The sequence below is a fragment of the Bifidobacterium angulatum DSM 20098 = JCM 7096 genome (genome assembly GCF_001025155.1).
GTDB lineage: Bacteria > Actinomycetota > Actinomycetes > Actinomycetales > Bifidobacteriaceae > Bifidobacterium > Bifidobacterium angulatum.
In genome coordinates this window covers 705,638-725,235 of record NZ_AP012322.1, presented here as the reverse complement: position 1 = coordinate 725,235, position 19,598 = coordinate 705,638, and the positions used below count along the sequence as shown (strand labels likewise).

Genomic DNA, 19,598 nt, shown 5'->3' with positions numbered 1-19,598 from the left:
AATGATTTCGTTTTCATTGCCCTTAGTACAGGTAAGGCACTACAGTGGGAAACGTTGGTAAAACCATGGCTCGGCATGCATAACACCATGCTTGGCCTTCCCAAAGGGAGAATTACATGACAGTTAAGATTGGTATCAACGGCTTCGGTCGTATCGGTCGTCTCGCCTTCCGCCGCATCTTCGAGCTGCAGGCTCGCGGTGGCCAGGCCGGCGACATCGAAGTTGCCGCCATCAACGATCTGACCACCCCGGCAACTCTCGCCTACCTGCTGAAGTACGACAGCACCCACGGCACCTTCCGTCATGACGACGGTACGCCGGTCGACGTCAAGGCCACCGAGGATTCCATCATCGTCGACGGCAAGGAATACAAGGTCTACGCCGAGAAGGACGCCAACAACATCCCGTGGGTCAAGAACGACGGTGTCGAGTACGTGCTCGAGTGCACCGGCTTCTACACCTCCGCCGAGAAGTCCCAGGCTCACATCAACGCCGGCGCCAAGAAGGTCCTGATCTCCGCCCCGGCCAAGGACGACGTCACCCCGACCGTCGTGTTCGGCGTGAACCATGACATCCTGAAGGCTTCCGACGTGATCGTCTCCGCCGGTTCCTGCACCACCAACTCCATGGCCGCCATGGTCAAGCTGCTGGACGAGCAGTTCGGCATCAAGGCTGGCTTCATGACCACCATCCACGCCTACACCGGCACCCAGATGCTGCTGGACGGCCCGCGTGGCACCAAGACCGGCCGCAACCTGCGCGCCGCCGCCATCAACACCATCGCTCACTCCACCGGCGCCGCCAAGGCCATCGGCAAGGTCGTTCCGTCCGTGAACGGCAAGCTGCAGGGCCATGCCCAGCGCATCCAGGTTCCGGACGGCTCCGTCACCGAGCTGACCACCGTCCTGAACAAGGAGACCACCGCCGACGAGATCAACGAGGCCTTCAAGGCTGCCTTCGCTGATTGCGAGTACTACGGCTACAACGACGAGGGCATCGTGTCCTCCGACATCCTGGGCGACACCCACGGTGGCGTGTTCGATCCGACCCAGACCGACGTCAACACCGTTGACGGCGTGACCATGGCTCGCACCGTCTCCTTCTACGACAACGAGTACGGCTTCACCTCCAACATGATCCGTACCCTGCTGTACTTCGCTGAGATCTCCGAGTGAATAGGCGCGGAGTGATCCGCACTAGTTCATAACGAACTCATCGACAGACCCTCGCCGTATGGCGGGGGTCTTTTTTATGGTCACTCCCCACGGTTGTCCGATTCCCGAGAATCGGTCAACCAGCCTTCCCATCATCACCGCCCGATGTCCGATTCGCCCGAATCGGACAAGCAAAGGATTCCCCTCACGTTACGGATGCCCAATTCCATCGAAACTGTCGTGGCAGGTTCTATGATGGGCGCCATGAGCAAGAAAAAACACGAGAAGGGCGCAGGCTCGACCCCGGCGACCGTGCAACTGGAAAAGGCCGGCATCGCATTCACAACCTACGAATACGAGCATTCCAACGACCACATGGATGACGGGTACGGCGTCGAGGCCGCAAAGAAACTCGGATTCGACGAGCATCAGGTGTTCAAAACTCTGATGGCCGATACCGGTTCCGAACGCGTGGTGGGCGTGGTGCCGGTAAGCGGGCATATGGATCTGAAGGCGCTGGCAGCGGCGGTCGGCGCGAAAAAAGCCGCCATGGCCGACCCGAAGGTCGCCATGCGCGAATCGGGATATGTGGTCGGCGGCATCTCCCCGCTCGGGCAGCGCACGAAGCATAAGACCGTATTGGACGATAGCGCTCTGCAATTCGATGAGATCCTGTTGTCGGGTGGCAAACGAGGATTCTCCGTAGGGCTGAACCCGCACGATCTGCTGAAGGTACTGGATGGCATCGCCGCGCCAATCGGCACATGGTGACGAAAAGCGGCACCACCTTCGTACTGCCGACATATGTGGCTAGGCTCGGGCGATGCCCCGGTCTGGCCACATTGCGATTCGGTAGCGTAGCCAAATCCGGATGGGAAGCGGAAGTGGCTGCGAAGGGGAATGCTTAGCGCAGCCGAATCCGGATGGGAACCGAAAACAGCTACGGTAAGGGAATGCTCAGCGCAGCCAAACGCGGGTGGGATATGGAAATAGCCACGGCGGGGGCCGATTAGCGCGAGGTCTGGCGGCGCAGTTCGGCGGGCAGCACGAAATGCATGTTCTCCTTGACGGTTTCCACGGATTCCATACCCGTATACCCCATGCCACGCAGCGCATCGATCACGTCCTGCACATACATCTCCGGCACGGATGCCCCCGAGGAAACCCCCACTGCCTCCACGCCTTCGAACCATGCCGGGTCGAGTTCGCTGGCATCGTCCACACGATGCGCCTTACCGCATGCCCCCGTCTTCGCCGGAGCATCCGCGGCGCTGAACCGGGCGTCGAGCCCTTCCTGCCCCACTTCCATCAATCGCACGGAATTCGAGGAGTTGGCCGAGCCTACGATCACCACGCAATCGGATTGTTCGGCAACCAGTTTGACCGCCGCCTGGCGATTCGATGTCGCATAGCAGATATCCGAGCTGGGCGGCATTTCAATCCAGGGGAACCTCGCGCGCAACGCCGCGATGGTGTCGGCGGTCTCATCCACGCTTAACGTGGTCTGCGTCAGCAACACCAGTTTGGTTTCCGGCTGGAAGTCGAGTTTGGCCACATCGCCCTCATGCTCGATCAGATGCACATGCTCCGGGCTCTCCCCCACCACGCCAACGGCTTCGTCATGGCCAAGATGCCCGATATAGACGATCTCGTACCCCTCGCGCACGAAGCGCAGCACCTCGCGATGCACCTTGCCCACCAGCGGGCAGGTGGCGTCGATCACGTTCAGACCGCGCCGTTTCGCCTCGTTCTTGACCAATGGGGAGACGCCGTGCGCGGAGAACACCACCGGCGTATGCGCCCGAGCGGCTTCGTCGGGAATCTCATCAAGCTCCTCGACGAACACCGCACCCTGCGAGGCAAGCTCCTCGACCACATGACGGTTGTGTACGATCTGCCGACGCACATACACCGGCGGCAGACCATGACTGTCGTGACTGTCGCCGGAACCGGCGGATTTCACAATGGTCTGCACCGTAAGTATCGCCCTATCCACGCCAGCGCAAAACCCACGCGGATCGGCCAGAATAATGCGTTTGCCCATATCGCCTGCCTCCCTTTGCACAGCACAATCCCACCCAAGCATAGCCGACCGGCCGCGACTGCGCATGCCCATGCGCTATTGAACAGCCAAAGGAGCAGCGGCGCCGAATCCGAGTTTTACTAGAAATGCATATGCATGCTCCCAACGCGCTACACTAGAGGTATAATATTATGTGTTAGCGGTAACAACCGTTGTACATCAACACTATGGGAGTGTGAATTATGGCAAAGAACCTTTCCCCTCGTACCGGCCAGCAGTACTCGATCGCATGCGGCGATTGGAAGGCCGTCGTCACCGAACTCGGCGGAACGCTGCGCGAGCTCACCTACCGTGGCCGCAACGTCATCGTCCCGCTCGGTCCCGATGATCCCGTCACCTGCTGCCAGGGGCAGATGCTGATTCCGTTCCCGAACCGTATCGAGGCAGGCACCTACACCTTCGAAGGCGTCACCTACGAACTGCCCATCGACGAGCATGAGCGCAACAACGCCATCCACGGCTACGGCTACCGCTCGTTCTGGAAGCTCGAAGCGCTCACCGAGACCTCCGTCACCCAGTCCTGGCGCGCGCCGTACCTGCTGGGCTACCCGTTCGACGTCACCGTCACCGCAACACACGAACTGACCGATGAGGGTATGACCGTCACCATCAGCGCGACCAACAACGGCGACATCAACGCCCCGTGGGCCGTGGCGCTCCACCCGTGGCTGGACAACGGCTTCAACGGCTACGGCGATGAGATCGACGGCCATAACGCACAGTGCATCCTGCAGGTCCCCGCCAAGACGCATGTGACCGTCAACGAAAACCTCATCCCGACCGGCACCGAACCGGTGGACGGCACCAAGTATGATCTGCGCAAGCCGACCCTGCTGACCAACCAGCCCTTCGACGACGCATGGACCGACGTGGAGCATGATGCGGACGGCAAGACCACCGCCACCTTCACCCGCCCCGACGGATTGACCGTCACCGTCGGCGGCGACGAGACGATCACCTCCTTCCAGGTGTGCACCGGCACCGGCTTCCCCGCGGAAAAGCACCCGGCTGGCACCGCCGTGGAACCGCAGACCGCCTACGCAAACGCCTTCAACACCGGCAACGAGCTCATCACCATCAAGCCCGGCGAGACCAGCACCACCAAGATCTTCCTGGGAGCGGAACTGGCCTGATACACCACGCCACGCCAAACCGTGCCGCTCGGAACGTGCCGGTCGGTCGATCTGATCGCCGATCCGACCGGCACGGCGATCGACTGGATAATGAAACGGTTATTTGCCAAGGTCTATCGGTCATGGCATAATGCCTAAGGCTTATTTTTATTACTGAAAAGGAGTCCAATCATGGGCATGCGTGGACGTAAGCGCAAGGATCGTCGTAAGAAGGCCGCCAACCACGGCAAGCGCCCGAACGCCTGATCCTGTCGAAAAGACGTAGAGACCCTCCCGAATCATACGGTTCGGGAGGGTCTCGTTTTTTCTACAGCCGTATCCGCCAAGCAGACATGCAAGCCCATTCAGCCATGCCGGCCGCGCGAATCATGCTGGATCGCAGATCCATGGCGAATCGCACCGCCTCATGGCAGATCGGACGGCGCATGGAGCACCGGGGATGCGTTACCTGTCTTCTTCCTCGCAGCAACGATCAAGCGTGGCCTTCAGACGGGCCATCAGGCAGGCGGGCGCGGCCTGCGGCCTCAGATAGCTGCGCAGCGCGTCGATCATCGCCCGCTCATGCGCATCACAGCACACCCTAGGATCGAAATACTCGCCGGAGGCGAAATAGTCGCCGCCGCTGGCGGTGATATGCACCTCCGTATGGCTCACCACACCATCCGCACCGGCACGGGTGATGGAGATATGCCGTTCGATGGCAGGCAGACGTCTGCCCCCCTGGGCTTCACTTTGCTGAGGCGATTCACAACAACAACACATGGTTCTCTCTCCTACTCCTTCGTATTATCGTTGTCTATCTGCGGTTTGCCGGCGTTCTTCGCTGGGGGCAGGGCTTTGCGTGCAGAGGCACCGGCAAGATAGCCCCGTTCCCTCGCATATGTGGCCAGCTCATGTTTCAGCTGCGTGCGGGCACGGTTCAAACGGCTCATCACCGTACCGATTTTCACCCCCTGCTCCTCGGCCACCTGGTTGTATGACTTACCGTCGATCGCGGCATCGATGAACACCTGGCGACGCTCGGGCGACAGCTTGGCGAGCGCCGCCATGATCTCTTCGGGCGCGAATGCGTCAAGATATTCCTCCTCGGCGGATTTCAACCCGTCGGACGAATGCCCGGACGCGGAATAGATGTCCCAGTCGTCGTATTCGCCGGAGGAATCGTTGGCACGCTGCGGACGGCGCTTGGCTTTGGCGTATTGGTTGAAGAAGGCGTTACGTTCAATGGTGGTCATCCATGCTTCGAAGTTCGTTCCGGGTTTGAAGGACTCGAACGCCTTGAACCCCTTCTCGAACGTATCCTGTACCAGATCCTGCGCGTCATCGGGGTTGTTGGTCAGCTTCATCGCCTGACGATACAGCGCATCGACCGCAGGCATGGCAAGCCGTTCAAAGCGCTCTCGCTTCTGCGTCAGGGTTTCGCCGTCAGTATTCGTCACGAAATCCATTGTAATCCTCAGTTTTCTGTCAGGTTCCGCCATCACAATAAAGGGCGGAAAGACTCTGCAAAAGGACACCTATGACTTTGACGCTTAACTCCGCCGCCGCTGTTCTCTCTGAGCATAATCTGCTCAGAGAGATAATCAATGGAGACAGCTGGCAGCTTGACACCGCGCATATCGACGGCGTCGACACCCCCTTCACGAACCTCACCTATGACACCAGAACCGTCGCCCCCAACACCCTGCTGGTATGCAAGGGACGGTTCAGGCCGGAATTCCTCGACGGCACCGAAGAGCGCGGCCTGGCCGCCTATGTTGCGGAAAGCGACCTTTCCTCCCACACCACCAAACCCGGTCTGATCGTCAACGACGCACGCAAGGCATTAAGCCTGCTTGCCGCCGCGTTCTACGACCACCCGGAGCGGGACCTCACCGTAATCGGCATCACCGGCACCAAAGGCAAAACCACCACCGCCTATTTCACCCAGTCCATCCTCAATACGTACAGTGCCGGACGCTGCGCCCTGTTCTCCTCGGTCGACAACTGCCTTGACGGCCACACCTATGCCGAATCGGACCTCACCACGCCCGAATCGCTCGACGCGTTCCGCATGATGCGCCAGGCCGTGGATAACGGCATGAAATACCTGGTCATGGAGGTCAGCTCCCAGGCCTACAAGGTCAACCGCGTATACGGCCTCACCTTCGACGTGGCCGCATTCCTCAACATCTCGCCGGACCACATCAGCCCGATCGAACACCCCACGCTTGAGGACTACCTGTATTGCAAGCGCCAGATCATCGCCAACAGCCGCACGCTGGTGCTCGGCTCGGAGTGCAGGCATATCGGGCTGCTGCGCGAGGACGCCGCCGTGCATCAGGTGCCGGTCAGCGAATTCGGCGTGCTCGACGCCATGCCCCGGGACGGAGCCGACGACCAGACCTGCGCATGGCCTGCGGACGGCACGCACCGCGCCTACCGGATGCGCCTGGACGGCAACGACCTGGGCGAATTCAGCCTTGATCTCGATGGGGATTTCAATTACAAGAACGCCCTGGCCGCGATCGCCATCGCCCATGCCGCCGGCGTGCCCGCCGATTGCGAGGCGTTGCGCGCATTGGAGCACACCAAGGTGCCGGGGCGCATGATGCAGTACCGCGATGAACGCACCAGCACCATCGCCATCGTCGATTACGCGCACAATTACGATTCCGTGGTCAAGCTGCTCGATTACGTGTCGACCCGCTACGGCGAGCGAAACCCGCGCATCACCCTGGTCGCCGGATCGGCCGGCAACAAGGCGATCGACCGGCGTGAGGGCATCGTCAAGGCCGCACAGGACCGTATCAGCCGTTTCGTGTTCACCGCGGAAGACACCGACACCGAACCGTATGAGGACATCTGCCGCGATATGGCCGATCATGTTACCAACAGCCATGTGACGTCCGATACGATCATCGACCGTACGCAGGCGATCGCCTCGGCATTGCATGAGGCGCAGGAGGACAAGGATCGCACCGATGTGGTGCTGGTCATCGGCAAAGGGCATGAACGTTGGATCAAGGACCTCAACAGGCATGTGCCCTACGAAGGTGATGATTGTGTAGTGGAGCGGCTGTTGCAATAACCGCTGGGGTACGATGGTGGGGATTCTGTTTCCGAAGGAAAGTCGAAGCGATTCCCCTATGGCATTCACGAACGTATCGTTCACCCTGTTCAGTGCGGTCGAGCTGCTGAAGCGGCATCATCTACTCCGCGAGATCATCACACCCGACCGCTGGACCCTTGATGTGGCGGATCTGCCCGGAGCAAACACCCCGATCCCCACCATCACCTACGACACGCGCAAGGTGTCGCAGGGGACGATGCTGTTCGTCAAGGGACGGTTCAAGCCGGAATTCCTCGATGGCATCGACACCAAGGGACTGTACGCCTACGTGGCCGAAGAGGATCATTCCGACCGCACCCATGCCATCGGCGTTATCGTCAACGACGTGCATAAGGCCATGAGCCTGCTTTCCGCTTCGTTCTATGGCTTGCCGCAACACGAGCTGACCGTGGTGGGCATCACCGGCACCAAGGGCAAAACCACCACCGCGTTCCTTGCCCAAGCCATTCTCAACGAGTACTCCCAAGGCAGGTGCGCGTTGTTCTCCTCGGTGAATCTTTGCCTTGACGGACACACCATGCTGCCATCCAAACTCACCACGCCCGAGTCGCTCGATTCGTTCCGCATGATGCGCCAGGCCGTGGATAACGGCATGAAATACCTGGTCATGGAGGTCAGCTCCCAGGCCTACAAGGTCAACCGCGTATACGGCCTCACCTTCGACGTGGCCGCATTCCTCAACATCTCGCCGGACCACATCAGCCCGATCGAACACCCCACGTTCGAGGATTATTTCCATTGCAAGCGCCAGATCATCGCCAACAGCCGCGCACTGGTGCTCGGCGCCGATTGCGACCACCATGATCTGCTACGCGAAGACGCCAAGGCGGCCGGCATCGACGTCACCGAATTCGCCATGGGGGGCGACGCACAGGTCGTCACACGGCTTGACCCGAACAACAAGGAAGGCTTCATCGCCACCATCAGCGACGGCGAGCGCAGCGTCACGCTGGAGCCCATGGCGTTGGACATGACCGGCGAGTTCAATATCGTCAATGCCGCGGCGGCCATCGCCATCGCGCACAGAGCGGGCGTGCCGGCAAGCAGTCAGGCCATGCACGCCGTGCAGAACGTGCAGGTGCCCGGTCGCATGGAGCGCATCAGGGGCGGCGACAATCTGCTGGTCTATGTCGATTTCGCGCACAACTATATTTCCGTCAAATCGCTGGTCGATGAGATCGAACGCGTCTACGGCGAGCGCAATCCGCGCATCACCCTGGTATCCGGAACGACGGGCGGCAAGGCGATCGACCGGCGCGAGGGCATCGTCAAGGGTGCGCTCGGACGCGTGGAATCCTTCATCTTCACGCTTGACGACCCCAATTTCGAAGATCCGACCGATATCGCACGGCAGATGCAATCGTATGTGACCGACCCCGCGGCGCAGACGCAGATCGTCATGCCCCGTGAGGATGCCGTCGCCAAGGCCATCGCCGACGCCCGCGAGCATAACGACCGGTTCAACGTCGTGTTGGTCATCGGCAAGGGCGATGAGACGCGTAACATCATCAACGGCAAGCCGGTGCCGTACGAGGGCGATAGCGTCGTCGTGCGCCGCGTGCTGGGCGAATAATCGATGCGACCGCACGACATGGGCAAGAACAATGGGCAAGAACATAGGTAAGGTGACATTCATGACAAGATTCCAACCGATTCTGCTTGGCAGCGATATCAACGTGTACGGCATGGCCAGGGCGTTCCACGAGGAGTACGGCATCGTCTCCGACGCATACGCGTATTTCCAGCTCAGCCCTACGAAATTCAGCAAGATCGTCAATGTGCATATTGTCGACGATTTCAACAATTTCGTGACCTTCCGCGATTTCATGCTCGACCTGGGCAAACGCATGAAGGCCGAGGACCCGGATCGCGTGCTGCTGCTCATCCCCTGCGGCGATGTGTATGCGAATCTGCTCAGCCAGTGCGGCGACGATCTGCGCAAGTATTTCGTCTACAACACGCTGGATATCAACCTGTCGCGCCGTCTGGCGTACAAATCCACGTTCTATCAGATCTGCGAGCAGTACGATCTTCCCCACCCGAAGACGAAGACCGTCACCGCCGATGAGGTCAAGGCCGGCGAATACCGGAATCTACCGTTCAGCTACCCGGTGGCCATGAAGCCCGCCAATTCCGTGGAATGGCTGAACATCGACTTCGAAGGCCGCCGCAAAGCCTATATCTTCAACGATCCGGCCGAACTGGAGACGATCATCAAGCGCGCCTATGCCGCAGGCTATACCTCGGAAATGGTGATTCAGGACTTCATTCCGGGCGACGATTCGCGCATGCGCGTGCTCAACGCGTATGTGGATCAGCATCACCGCGTGCGCATGATGTTCCTCGGCCACCCGCTGCTGGAGGACCCCTCCCCCGTCGCCGCCGGCAACTACGCGGCCATTCTGCCCGACTACAACGAGGGCGTGTTCCGCCGTATCAAGGCGTTCCTTGAGGATATCGGCTATGAGGGCGTGGCGAACTTCGATATGAAGTACGACGAGCGCGACGGCGAATACAAGCTGTTCGAGATCAATCTGCGCCAGGGGCGTTCCAGCTATTTCGTGACGTTGAACGGTTTCAACCTGGCCAAGTACTTCGTCGACGACCTGGTGGAGGACACCCCGTTCGACGGCAACACGCTGTTCGGCCGCGGCTCCAAGCTGTGGCTCGAGATCCCGAAGTCGATCTTCCTGGATTATGTGGCCGAAGGCCCCGACAAGGAGGCCGGTCGCAGGATGCTCGCCTCCGGCGACTGGGGCACCACGCTGGAGTATTCCAAGGATATGAACCCGTTGCGCTGGGCCATGATCCGCCACATGTTCTCTATCTACAAGAAGAGCTACGCCAAATACTTCACCAAGAAGGGCGAATTGAAGTGAAACGACCGTTCTTTGCCGTTTTGGGCGGCATGGGCACGCTGGCCACGGAAAGCTATATCCGCCTGGTCAACGCCGCCACGCATGCGCATAGCGATCAGGAGTACCTGGACTATGTGGTGTTCAACGACGCATCCGTTCCCGACCGTACCGCGTTCATCGTCGGCGAGTCGGATGACGACCCGTTCCCCGTCATCGCGGACGATATCGACAAGGCTTCCGCGATGGGCGCAAGCTTCATCGTGCTGACCTGCAATACCGCGCATTATTTCCACGACCGCTTCCAGGCGCTTACCGACGTGCCGATCCTGCATATGCCGCGCGAAGCCGTGAAGCGTCTGTCGCAGCTGTACCCGGCAGGCCGTACCACGCGCGTCGGCTTCCTTGGCACGGTGGGGTCGCGCGCTTCGGGCGTGTACAAGCATGCCGTCGAGGAAGCCGGCTATACCTTCGTGGAGCCGGACGACGCGTTGCAGGCCCGCATCACCTCGCTGATCTACGACGATGTGAAAGGCAGCGGCGAGTTGAATCTCAACCGGTATGAATCCGTGCTGCGCGACATGCTCGACCCTGCCGGACCATGCGCCTGCGATGCGCTGATCCTCGGGTGCACCGAGCTGAGCGTGCTCAACGAGGCGTTCCCACTGCCCCAGTTGCCCGTCATCGACGCGCAGGCCGTGCTGGTGGACGTGACCGTGGAGCGTGCCAAGGCGCTGCGCAGCTAGCCTGGCAGCCGTCCACACGCCACACGCACGCATCGCATAGGCAAAAGGAAGACCGGGCGCGCACAGCATACCGCTGTTCGCGCCCGGTCTTCGCGTATCCGCCTTCCGCGGCTATCGCCCGTCTACGCTTCCACGCTTCACTCTTCGGCCGACTGCTCGCCGTCAACACCTTCCACACCGTTGTCTACGGTGTCTTCGGCATCATTGCGCTCGTCCGGTTCGACGGTGGCCTGGTGGATGCTCATGGCCTTCTCCATAACAGGGCTGGCATGTTCCTTCAGCATGGCACGCGCGTCGCCGGCGGTGACGAAGCTGCCGCAGATCAGCACGCCATGGCCGTACCCCACGCCCAGCTCATCATCGGCATCGACCAGATTGACGGCGGTCTGGATGGCATCCGGCAGATTCGGCTCCTTGATCACACGATCGGCACCGAACACGTCGATGGCGATCTTCTCCAGCTCGTCGGCCGGCATCACGCGATCACGCCATGAGTTCTCGGTCACCACGATCTGGCTGAGCACCGGTTCGAGAACACCCAGGTACTGTTCGACCTGCTTGTCGGCCATCATGGCCACCACGCCGACCAACTGTTCGAAGCTGTAGTTCTCTTCGATCGCTGCCCTCAACGATTCCGCGGCATTGATGTTATGCCCGCCGTCGAGGATGATGGTCGGCGAGGTGCGAATCTGTTCGATACGGCCCGGAATCTTGACGCCGCTCAACGCCTCGGCCACCAGATCGCCATCCAATGCGCCCGACGTGGGGATCACGGCCTCGCATGCGGCGAGCGCGGCGAGCGCGTTATGCGCCTGATGTTCGCCGAATTTGGCGATGGGCACTTCGGTGTAGGTGCCCAGCGGCGTGTTCAGCGTGGCCACCTGGCCGCCGACAGCCGGCAGACGATCGCTTACCGTCATCTCATAGCCGTCACGTACCAGTGTGGCGTGATTGCGTTCCGCGGCCTCCTCGATGATCGGCATGACATCGTCCTCATGCGGCTGGCGGCCGATCACCGCCGTGCAACCGGGCTTGATGATGCCGACTTTCTCCTCGGCGATCTGTTCGACGGTGTCTCCCAGCCATTTCATATGGTCCATATCGATCGGCCCGATGATGGCCGCGTCGGCGTTCAGCACGTTCGTGGCGTCCCACGCGCCGCCCATGCCGACCTCCACGATCGCCACATCGACCGGCGCGTCGGCGAATTTCCAGATCGCCATGGCGGTGAGCACTTCGAAGAAGCTCATGCGGGGCTTGCCCTGCTGCTCCATCTTGGCGTCCACCAGCGCGACATAATCCTTGATCTGGTCCCATGCGTCGATGAAATCGTCGTCGCTGAGCTCCTGGCCGTCGATGGCGATGCGCTCGTTCACCTTCTCCAGGTGCGGAGAGGTGTACAGGCCGGTACGCAGGCCATATGCACGGCAGATGGCCTCGGCCATGCGCGCCGTGGATCCCTTGCCGTTGGTGCCGGTGACGTGGATCACGCGGAAGGACTGCTCCGGATGCCCCAGCACGTCCAGCATGAGATTCATGCGGTCAAGGTCAAGGTTGGTGGTGTTGTGCTCCGGCGGGCGGCTCATGATATCGCGTTCCACGTCGTGAATGGATTCGCTGTTTCTGTTCGGATGCTCGAAAGACATGACTTCCTCTCAATACGTACAAACCTTTCATATTCTATTGCACTTTACGAGCCGAGTGGCATTGCGTTCCGGACTGAATGCGGCCGCCTTGGAAAACACCCCGTATGCCGCTGCGTGGTGGACTACGATGGGACGGTAGTGCCGCTGGGCCTTTCGAAAACAAGGCCCGTGCGCGGCGCGGGCAGCACAACATCACAATTCCAAGGATGACCAAGGAGCGAGTATGGGTGAAGTGATCACCGAAAAGGACAAGGAATACGAGGCGCAGGAGCGTGCCGCCGCGCCGGGCGACGATCAGGCCATGGCCGACCGTGTGAACAATCGGTCGCTGCGCCCGAATTCCGACGCGTTCCGCGAGTTCATGAAGTCCGGCTGGGCCGACGAGGATCCGGATATCAAGCCGTTGGAATCCTCCAAGTTCACCCCCGCCCGCCGTGCGACGCTCGGCAAGGCCTTCGCCGGCGAGCGCCTGGTGATTCCGGCCGGCCAGCCGAAGGTGCGCAACAACGACTGCGACTACATGTTCCGCCCGGACAGCACGTTCGCGTATTACACGGGTCTTGGAACCGACTATGAGGCGGGCGCCGTGCTGGTGCTCAACCCCGTCGACCCGGATTCACCCGAGGCGAAGGCCGGAGCGACCCATGTGCCGGAACTGTTCGTGGCACCGCGCGCCGACAATTCCACCGCCGATTTCTTCATGAACGCGCATTACGGCGAATACTGGGTGGGCCCGCGCGCCGGCCTGGTGGAGATGCAGGCGATGACCGGCATCGAAACGCATGACATCGCGCAGCTGGCCGATGCGCTGAGCAAGGATGTCGGCACCGAGGCCGGCGCCGTGCGCGTGCGCGTTGTAAGCGAGACCGACCCGCAGATCACCGCGCTGGTGAACGAGGTGCGCAAGGCCAACGGGTTCGCCGATCCCGATGCCAATGCGGCGGATGACGACAAGCTGCGCGAGTTCACCTCCGAGGCCCGCATGTGCAAGGATTCCTATGAGGTGGGCGAGATGCGCAAGACCATCAGCGCCACCAAGGCGGGCTTCGACCGTCTGCTGGCCACGCTGCCGGAGGCGCTTGACAAGCCGCGCAGCGAACGTGTTCTGGAAGGCGCGTTCAATTCCGTGTCCCGCGAACTGGGTAATACAGTCGGCTACGATTCGATCGTCGCCTCCGGCCCGCACGCCCCGATCCTGCATTGGATGCGCAATACCGGCGTGGTGAGGAACGGCGACTTGCTGCTGGTGGACGCCGGCGTGGAGGTCGATTCCCTGTATACCGCCGACATCACCCGCACCTTCCCGACGAACGGCAGGTTCACCGATCTGCAGAAGCGTCTGTACCAGGCCGTGCTTGATTCCCAGCAGGCCGGTTTCGAAGCCGCGAAGGTGGGCGCCACGTATAGCGACATCCATCACGCCTGCATGCGCGTGATCGCCGAGAGGCTGCACGAGTGGGGTCTGCTACCGGTGAGCGTGGAGGAATCGCTCTCCCCCGAAGGCCAGCAGCATCGCCGTTGGCTCGCCTGCGGCGTGGCCCACCATCTGGGCCTGGATGTGCATGATTGCGCGCAGGCACGCTTCGAGTCGTATCAGGGTGCCGAAATCCGCCCGGGCATGATCTTCACCATCGAGCCCGGCCTGTACTTCCGTGCGGACGATCTGCTGATTCCGCCGGAGTACCGTGGCATCGGCATTCGTATCGAGGATGATGTGCTCATGACCGAGCATGGCCCGGAATGGCTGTCCGCCGGCATTCCGAAGCAGATCGACGATGTCGAGGAATGGATGGCCGATATGGCCGCCAAGGGTCGCAAGGCCTGATATGACCACGCCGCAGTTCATTCTCGACCTACGCAGGAAGATAGACCACGCTGAGCCGTCAAACGTACAGCCCAGCGGGCTGTGCGTAGGCGAAGTGAGCAGCTACGCTGCGAAGGATCGTGGACCGGAAAGGAACGCACTATGACCACGCCGCAGTTCATTCTCGACCTACGCAGGAAAATAGACCACGATCTATTGTGGCTCATGGGCGTGTCCGGCTATGTGCAGGACGCCCAGGGCCGCGTGTTGCTGGGCAGACGCTCCGATACCGGCGAATGGGCCATGGTGTACGGCATTAACGAGCCTGGCGAGGAGCCTGCCGACACCGTGGCCCGCGAGGTCAAGGAGGAGACCGGCGTCGACGTGATCGTCACCGATCTGGTGTCGGTGAAATCGTCGCGGAAGATCCTCACCTATGCGAACGGCGACAACACCATGTACATGGATCACCTGTTCCTGTGCAGGCCCGATCCGAACGGCAACACGGAACCGTTCGTGGGCGACGACGAAAGCCTTGAGGTGGGATGGTTCTCCCCTGATGCGCTGCCCGAGCCGCTGGCCGCCACTACGGTGGAGCGCATGGGTTACGTGCATGACTATCTCAGGCATAAGGCGGACGGAGACGCTCACGCCCAGTTCGCCTTCCGTGGCGTGATCCGCTGATTGACGGTTGCGCCGCCCCGCATGTAGTACGGGCGGCACAACCGCAGCATGGTTATTGGCCAAACAATAATGGCCTGATATATGCCACAACGGCGCTTCCGATGGAATGACCATCGGAAGCGCCGTTGTGGTATTCGGCTTGCTGTTACGCGGCCGATCCGCCTACCGCTGGGCGGCAAGCAGGTCATGCAGCTTGGCGCGGTGCTCGCGCTGCTTGACCGGGTCGGGCAGCGGCAGCGAGGCCAGCAGCTTCTGCGTGTAGGGGTTCTGCGGGCGTTCGATGATGTCGTCCGCATCGCCGTGCTCCACGATCTTGCCCTTGTGCATCACCATGATGCGGTCGGCAAGCATGTCCACCACGGCCAGGTCGTGCGTGATGAACAGGCAGGCGAAACCGATTTCGGCCTGCAGTCTCTTGAACAGTTCAAGCACCTTGGCCTGCACCGACACGTCCAATGCGGAAGTCGGCTCATCGGCGATGAGCAAACTCGGCTTCAGCGCCAATCCTCGCGCCAGGGAGGCGCGCTGGCGCTGGCCGCCGGAAAGCTCATGCGGGTAACGGTCCATGTACACGCGCGGCAGCTGCACCATTTCCAGCAAATCGCCCACATAGTTCTTCGCCTCGGCTACGGAACCGAACTTGTGGTGCACCAGCAGGGGTTCCGCCACGTTCTCGGCGATGGTCATCAGCGGGTCGAACGAGGATCCCGGGTCCTGGAACACGAATCCGATGTCGGCGCGCTTGGCCTTGAAATCGCGCTCCTTCACGCCGTTCATCTCCACGCCCAGCACGTTGAGCGAACCGCCGGTGACCTTCTGCAGGCCGGCGATGGCACGGCCCGTGGTCGACTTGCCGGAACCGGATTCGCCCACCAGTCCGAGCACTTCGGAACGGTGGATCTCGAAGTCGATGCCGTCCACAGCCTTGAAGTCGGGCTGCATAAGGTGACCGGGGTAGGTGATGCTCAGATTCCGCGCCTTGACGGCGAGCGGTTCGTCATGCCAGTCGGTTTTGCGTTCGATCGGATTGCCTTTGCGGTCCCGCACCACGAGATGCTGCCCGATGCGCGGCACGGCGGCCAACAGACGCTGCGTGTACTCGTGCTGCGGCTTGTAGAAGATCTGTTCCACGGGCCCTTGCTCGACCACGTGGCCGCGGTACATCACCACGACCTCGTCGGCGATATCGGCGACCACGCCCATGTTGTGGGTGATGATGAGCACCGATGCGCCGAATTCGTCACGTGCCAGACGCAGCAGGTCGAGGATTTCGGCCTGGACCGTCACGTCCAGCGCGGTGGTCGGCTCATCGGCCAGGATCAGACCGGGGTTCAGCACCAACGCCATGGCGATGACGATGCGCTGCTTCTGACCGCCGGAGAACTGATGCGGATAATAGTCCACACGGGTTTCGGCGTCCGGGATGCCGACCTTCTTCAGAATGTCGATGGCCTTGGCGCGAAGCTCCTTCTTGTCCTTCATACCGTGGGCGCGCAGGCCTTCCTCGATCTGCCAGCCGATGGTATACACCGGATTGAGCACCGAGTTCGGCTCCTGGAATACCATGGCCGCCTGGCTGCCGCGCATCGTGCGCAGCTGCTCTCCGGACAGCGACAGCACGTCGAGCGTGCCGGTATCCTCACGGTTCGACAGGTATATCGCGCCGGAAGTGGTGGCGGTTTCGGGCAGCAGCTTGATGATGGAACGCGCGGTCACGGATTTGCCGGAACCGGATTCGCCGACCACGCCGACCACGGTCTTGCGCGGAATGGTGAAGTTCACATCCTCGACTGCCTTGATCGAGCCGGCATCCGTCATGAAGGAGACCGACAGGTCCTTGATATTGGCGAGATCGCCCTGCTGGGCATTGTGCTGCGTGTGTTGCGCCTGTTGTGTCATGGCGTTCACTCCTCTCCCCTGTTGCCCGTATCGCCTTCGCCGGTCCATTCCGAAGCACGGAACGCCTCGTCAAGGTCGGTGACGGTCGCCACCGGCTTTGCCGCGATCGGGTTGCCGGCCGCGTCCAGTTCGGCGATGACCTCGTTGCGTGCGGAAATGTTTTCCTTCTTGTCGACGGAGGTGTCTTCGATCGAGCCGACGACCTCGCCCGCGGACTTGCGTGCGCGCAGGCGCGGATCGGCAAGATCGTTGAGCGATTCGCCGACCAGCGTGATGCCGAGCACGACAAGCACGATGGCCAGGCCCGGGAACACGGCGGTCCACCAGATGCCTGCCGTCACGTCGGACACGGAACGGTTGAGATCGTAGCCCCATTCGGCGGCCGCGGTCGGTTCGATGCCGAAGCCCAGGAAGCCCAGGCCGGCCAGCGTCAGGATGGCTTCGGACGAGTTCAGCGTCAGGATCACAGGCAGGGTTCGTGTGGAGTTCTTGAACAGATGCTTGGTCATGATGCGCCATGTGGAGGCGCCCACCACACGGGCGGATTCGATGTACGCGGATTCCTTGATGCGGATCACTTCGGCGCGGATTGTACGGAAATACTGCGGAATGTACACCACGGTGATGGAGATGCCCGAAGCGAGGATGCCGCTCCACAGCCCCGACTGGCCGTGGGAGATCATGATGGCCATAAGGATGGCGAGCAGCAGCGACGGGAAGGAGTAGATGGCGTCGGCGATCATCACCAGCACGCGATCAACCCAGCCGCCGAAGTAGCCGGATACCAGGCCGAGCAGCACGCCGGCGAAGATGGACAGCAGCACGGCCACGATGATGGCGATGATGGCGGTTCTGGTACCCCAGACCACACGGCTGAACACGTCGAAGCCGCCGGCCGTGGTGCCCCAGATGTGCTTGGCCGAAGGTGCCGCCTGCGCGGGGAACGAGCCGCTGGCGTCCTTGATCTGCGCATGCCCGTAAGGGGCGATGACCGGCGCGAACAGCGCGACGATCAGGAAGAACGCGCACAGCACCAGACCAGTGACGAGCATGCCCTTCTGCCAGCCGACCGCGACACGCAGCTGTTTGACGATCGGCAGCTTCGCCCAGGCCGACTTTCTGCGCAGCCGGAGATTCCCGAGGCGTTCGTCGCCGGAGATGGCGGTTTTGGTTGCATTTGCCTGAGCCATGTCAGTACCTCACTCTCGGGTCGATGAGCGCGGCGATCACGTCGACGATGAAGTTGACGACGGCCACGATGATGGCGATGAGGATCACGATGCCCTGCACGGCCACGAAGTCACGCGCCTTGAGGTACTGCGACAGCATGAAGCCCAGCCCCTTCCATTCGAAGGTGGTTTCCGTGAGCACCGCGCCGGCGAGCATCATGGCGATCTGCATGCCCATCACGGTGATGATCGGGATAAGCGCCGGACGCCACGCATGCTTGTTGAGCAGACGCTTCTCGGACACGCCACGGGATCGCGCGGCCTCCACATACCCGGAGTTGAAGGTGGAAATCACGTTGGTGCGTACCAAGCGGATGAACACGCCTGCGGTCAGCAGGCCCAGGGCCAAGGCCGGCAGTACCGCGTGGCGCAGCACGTCGGCGAGCACGTTCATGTCGCCGAGCTGCAGCGCATCGATGATGTAGAAGCCCGTGGGGGAAACCAGTCGGGAGAACTGCATCTCGGTGGCCAGCGAGGAACGACCGGAGGCGGGCAACGCATTAAGCCAGATGGCGAAGATGAGCTTCAAGATCAGGCCAAGGAAGAACACCGGGGTGGCGTAGCACAGGATGGCGAAGGTACGGATGCCGGCGTCGGCGGCATGGTCGCGCCTGCGGGCGGCGACTCGACCCAGCCCGATGCCGACGACAAGCGCCACGATAAGCGCCAGGAACGCCAGTTCGAAGGTGGCGGAGCCATAGCGCGCCAGAATGGAGACGACCGGCTGGTTGTCGGTCATGGTGGTGCCGAGATCGCCGTGCAGCAGATTGCCCAGATACTCGAAGTATTGCACGATAAGCGGCTTGTCGTAGCCGGCCGCGTGAATGCGCGCCTGCAGCTCCTGCGGGGTGAGTCGGCCGCCGAGCGCGGCGGAGATGGGGTCGCCGGTGGCGCGCATCACGAAGAACACCACGGTGACGAGAATGAAAACGGTTGGGATGATAAGCAGGAACCTGGTCAGGACGAAACGGAAGAATCCGCCTGACAATCGGTTCTTTTTGGCTTCTTTCGGCTTGCCTGCCTGGTCGGCAGTTGCCGGAGCTGCTGTAGCTGACACGCTCAAGCTCCTTTATGTAGGGCCAATATTGGATTGTGCGATGTGTTGATGCGATTACGACAATGCTGGGAGACGGGCAGAGGCTGTTCGTCTCCCAGCATTCGCTTCGCTGGCAGCGGGCTGTGGCGCAGAACCCTGCGGGGACACCACGGCATCCGCTTGGAATATGGCTTCGCCCGGCTTGACCGGGCGAAGC

At 61.3% G+C, this 19,598-nt stretch carries 17 protein-coding genes; 10 read left to right on the top strand and 7 right to left on the bottom strand.

The features are described 5' to 3' along the window. Window positions 1–116: 116 nt before the first annotated feature. Both gap and ybaK read left to right on the top strand, forming a co-directional pair. Entirely contained in the window at window positions 117–1,175 is a 1,059-nt protein-coding gene (gene gap / locus BBAG_RS02910) for a type I glyceraldehyde-3-phosphate dehydrogenase (RefSeq protein WP_003825910.1), read from the top strand. A gap of 243 nt (window positions 1,176–1,418) precedes the next feature. After that, window positions 1,419–1,925, top strand: a complete 507-nt coding sequence (gene ybaK, locus BBAG_RS02905) for a Cys-tRNA(Pro) deacylase (protein ID WP_033508363.1) — start codon at window positions 1,419–1,421, stop codon at window positions 1,923–1,925. A gap of 238 nt (window positions 1,926–2,163) precedes the next feature. Here the strand turns inward: ybaK and BBAG_RS02900 are convergent, their stop codons facing one another. Continuing rightward, a complete protein-coding gene (locus tag BBAG_RS02900) occupies window positions 2,164–3,198 on the bottom strand; it encodes a 4-hydroxy-3-methylbut-2-enyl diphosphate reductase (protein WP_033508230.1) in 1,035 nt (344 codons plus the stop codon). 221 nt (window positions 3,199–3,419) lie between these two features. On the opposite strand from BBAG_RS02900, the gene BBAG_RS02895 reads away from it, so the two are divergent. Both BBAG_RS02895 and BBAG_RS08810 read left to right on the top strand, forming a co-directional pair. Beyond that, window positions 3,420–4,370 carry an aldose 1-epimerase family protein gene (locus tag BBAG_RS02895; RefSeq protein ID WP_003825903.1) on the top strand — a complete coding sequence of 317 codons (951 nt, stop codon included), beginning with the start codon at window positions 3,420–3,422 and terminating at the stop codon, window positions 4,368–4,370. 171 nt (window positions 4,371–4,541) lie between these two features. Continuing rightward, complete coding sequence (locus BBAG_RS08810) at window positions 4,542–4,616, top strand: 50S ribosomal protein bL37 (RefSeq protein ID WP_003817083.1); 75 nt, start codon at window positions 4,542–4,544, stop codon at window positions 4,614–4,616. Between the two features lie 198 nt (window positions 4,617–4,814). Here BBAG_RS08810 and BBAG_RS02890 read toward each other — a convergent pair whose 3' ends face one another. Together BBAG_RS02890 and BBAG_RS02885 are read right to left on the bottom strand one after the other, a co-directional pair. Then, window positions 4,815–5,132 (bottom strand): hypothetical protein, encoded by a 318-nt coding sequence (locus BBAG_RS02890; protein WP_152595281.1) that lies wholly within the window; start codon window positions 5,130–5,132, stop codon window positions 4,815–4,817. Window positions 5,133–5,143: 11 nt separating this feature from the next. Beyond that, window positions 5,144–5,818: a sigma-70 family RNA polymerase sigma factor gene (locus BBAG_RS02885; protein WP_081443754.1), complete on the bottom strand. Its 675-nt coding sequence runs from the start codon at window positions 5,816–5,818 to the stop codon at window positions 5,144–5,146. 71 nt (window positions 5,819–5,889) lie between these two features. On the opposite strand from BBAG_RS02885, the gene BBAG_RS02880 reads away from it, so the two are divergent. From BBAG_RS02880 to BBAG_RS02865, 4 genes are all read left to right on the top strand, one after another. Further along, window positions 5,890–7,440 carry a UDP-N-acetylmuramoyl-L-alanyl-D-glutamate--2,6-diaminopimelate ligase gene (locus BBAG_RS02880; protein ID WP_035142236.1) on the top strand — a complete coding sequence of 517 codons (1,551 nt, stop codon included), beginning with the start codon at window positions 5,890–5,892 and terminating at the stop codon, window positions 7,438–7,440. Between the two features lie 58 nt (window positions 7,441–7,498). Beyond that, complete coding sequence (locus BBAG_RS02875) at window positions 7,499–9,055, top strand: UDP-N-acetylmuramoyl-L-alanyl-D-glutamate--2,6-diaminopimelate ligase (RefSeq protein ID WP_035142235.1); 1,557 nt, start codon at window positions 7,499–7,501, stop codon at window positions 9,053–9,055. A gap of 61 nt (window positions 9,056–9,116) precedes the next feature. Continuing rightward, the gene (locus BBAG_RS02870; protein ID WP_033508677.1) at window positions 9,117–10,361 is read left to right on the top strand and encodes a carboxylate--amine ligase; all 1,245 of its coding nucleotides are present in this window, start codon (window positions 9,117–9,119) and stop codon (window positions 10,359–10,361) included. After that, window positions 10,358–11,083: an aspartate/glutamate racemase family protein gene (locus BBAG_RS02865; RefSeq protein ID WP_003825894.1), complete on the top strand. Its 726-nt coding sequence runs from the start codon at window positions 10,358–10,360 to the stop codon at window positions 11,081–11,083. Before BBAG_RS02870 ends, BBAG_RS02865 begins: the two co-directional genes overlap by 4 nt. 137 nt (window positions 11,084–11,220) lie before the next feature. Here the strand turns inward: BBAG_RS02865 and BBAG_RS02860 are convergent, their stop codons facing one another. Continuing rightward, window positions 11,221–12,729 (bottom strand): bifunctional folylpolyglutamate synthase/dihydrofolate synthase, encoded by a 1,509-nt coding sequence (locus tag BBAG_RS02860; RefSeq protein WP_003825893.1) that lies wholly within the window; start codon window positions 12,727–12,729, stop codon window positions 11,221–11,223. A gap of 223 nt (window positions 12,730–12,952) precedes the next feature. Between BBAG_RS02860 and BBAG_RS02855 the strand changes: the two genes are divergently transcribed. Together BBAG_RS02855 and BBAG_RS02850 are read left to right on the top strand one after the other, a co-directional pair. Next, the gene (locus BBAG_RS02855) at window positions 12,953–14,554 is read left to right on the top strand and encodes an aminopeptidase P family protein (RefSeq protein ID WP_003825891.1); all 1,602 of its coding nucleotides are present in this window, start codon (window positions 12,953–12,955) and stop codon (window positions 14,552–14,554) included. A gap of 141 nt (window positions 14,555–14,695) precedes the next feature. Next, window positions 14,696–15,217: an NUDIX hydrolase gene (locus BBAG_RS02850; protein ID WP_003825887.1), complete on the top strand. Its 522-nt coding sequence runs from the start codon at window positions 14,696–14,698 to the stop codon at window positions 15,215–15,217. A 162-nt stretch (window positions 15,218–15,379) separates the two neighbouring features. On the opposite strand, the gene BBAG_RS02845 is transcribed toward BBAG_RS02850, so the two are convergent. The 3 genes from BBAG_RS02845 to BBAG_RS02835 are packed head-to-tail and all read right to left on the bottom strand — an operon-like array spanning window position 15,380 to window position 19,402. Then, window positions 15,380–17,116 carry a dipeptide ABC transporter ATP-binding protein gene (locus BBAG_RS02845; protein ID WP_003825885.1) on the bottom strand — a complete coding sequence of 579 codons (1,737 nt, stop codon included), beginning with the start codon at window positions 17,114–17,116 and terminating at the stop codon, window positions 15,380–15,382. Window positions 17,117–17,121: 5 nt separating this feature from the next. Then, window positions 17,122–18,306 (bottom strand): ABC transporter permease, encoded by a 1,185-nt coding sequence (locus BBAG_RS02840; RefSeq protein WP_003825884.1) that lies wholly within the window; start codon window positions 18,304–18,306, stop codon window positions 17,122–17,124. Window position 18,307: 1 nt separating this feature from the next. After that, window positions 18,308–19,402: an ABC transporter permease gene (locus tag BBAG_RS02835; RefSeq protein ID WP_003825881.1), complete on the bottom strand. Its 1,095-nt coding sequence runs from the start codon at window positions 19,400–19,402 to the stop codon at window positions 18,308–18,310. Between the last annotated feature and the right edge of the window lie 196 nt (window positions 19,403–19,598).

Bases quoted from the DNA above. Each gene is read 5' to 3' on its own strand.
- gap (WP_003825910.1), top strand. From the start codon at position 117: ATGACAGTTAAGATTGGTATCAACGGCTTCGGTCGTATCGGTCGTCTC.
- ybaK (WP_033508363.1), top strand. From the start codon at position 1,419: ATGAGCAAGAAAAAACACGAGAAGGGCGCAGGCTCGACCCCGGCGACC.
- BBAG_RS02900 (WP_033508230.1), bottom strand. From the start codon at position 3,198: ATGGGCAAACGCATTATTCTGGCCGATCCGCGTGGGTTTTGCGCTGGC.
- BBAG_RS02895 (WP_003825903.1), top strand. From the start codon at position 3,420: ATGGCAAAGAACCTTTCCCCTCGTACCGGCCAGCAGTACTCGATCGCA.
- BBAG_RS02890 (WP_152595281.1), bottom strand. From the start codon at position 5,132: ATGTGTTGTTGTTGTGAATCGCCTCAGCAAAGTGAAGCCCAGGGGGGC.
- BBAG_RS02885 (WP_081443754.1), bottom strand. From the start codon at position 5,818: ATGGATTTCGTGACGAATACTGACGGCGAAACCCTGACGCAGAAGCGA.
- BBAG_RS02880 (WP_035142236.1), top strand. From the start codon at position 5,890: ATGACTTTGACGCTTAACTCCGCCGCCGCTGTTCTCTCTGAGCATAAT.
- BBAG_RS02875 (WP_035142235.1), top strand. From the start codon at position 7,499: ATGGCATTCACGAACGTATCGTTCACCCTGTTCAGTGCGGTCGAGCTG.
- BBAG_RS02870 (WP_033508677.1), top strand. From the start codon at position 9,117: ATGACAAGATTCCAACCGATTCTGCTTGGCAGCGATATCAACGTGTAC.
- BBAG_RS02860 (WP_003825893.1), bottom strand. From the start codon at position 12,729: ATGTCTTTCGAGCATCCGAACAGAAACAGCGAATCCATTCACGACGTG.
- BBAG_RS02855 (WP_003825891.1), top strand. From the start codon at position 12,953: ATGGGTGAAGTGATCACCGAAAAGGACAAGGAATACGAGGCGCAGGAG.
- BBAG_RS02850 (WP_003825887.1), top strand. From the start codon at position 14,696: ATGACCACGCCGCAGTTCATTCTCGACCTACGCAGGAAAATAGACCAC.
- BBAG_RS02845 (WP_003825885.1), bottom strand. From the start codon at position 17,116: ATGACACAACAGGCGCAACACACGCAGCACAATGCCCAGCAGGGCGAT.
- BBAG_RS02840 (WP_003825884.1), bottom strand. From the start codon at position 18,306: ATGGCTCAGGCAAATGCAACCAAAACCGCCATCTCCGGCGACGAACGC.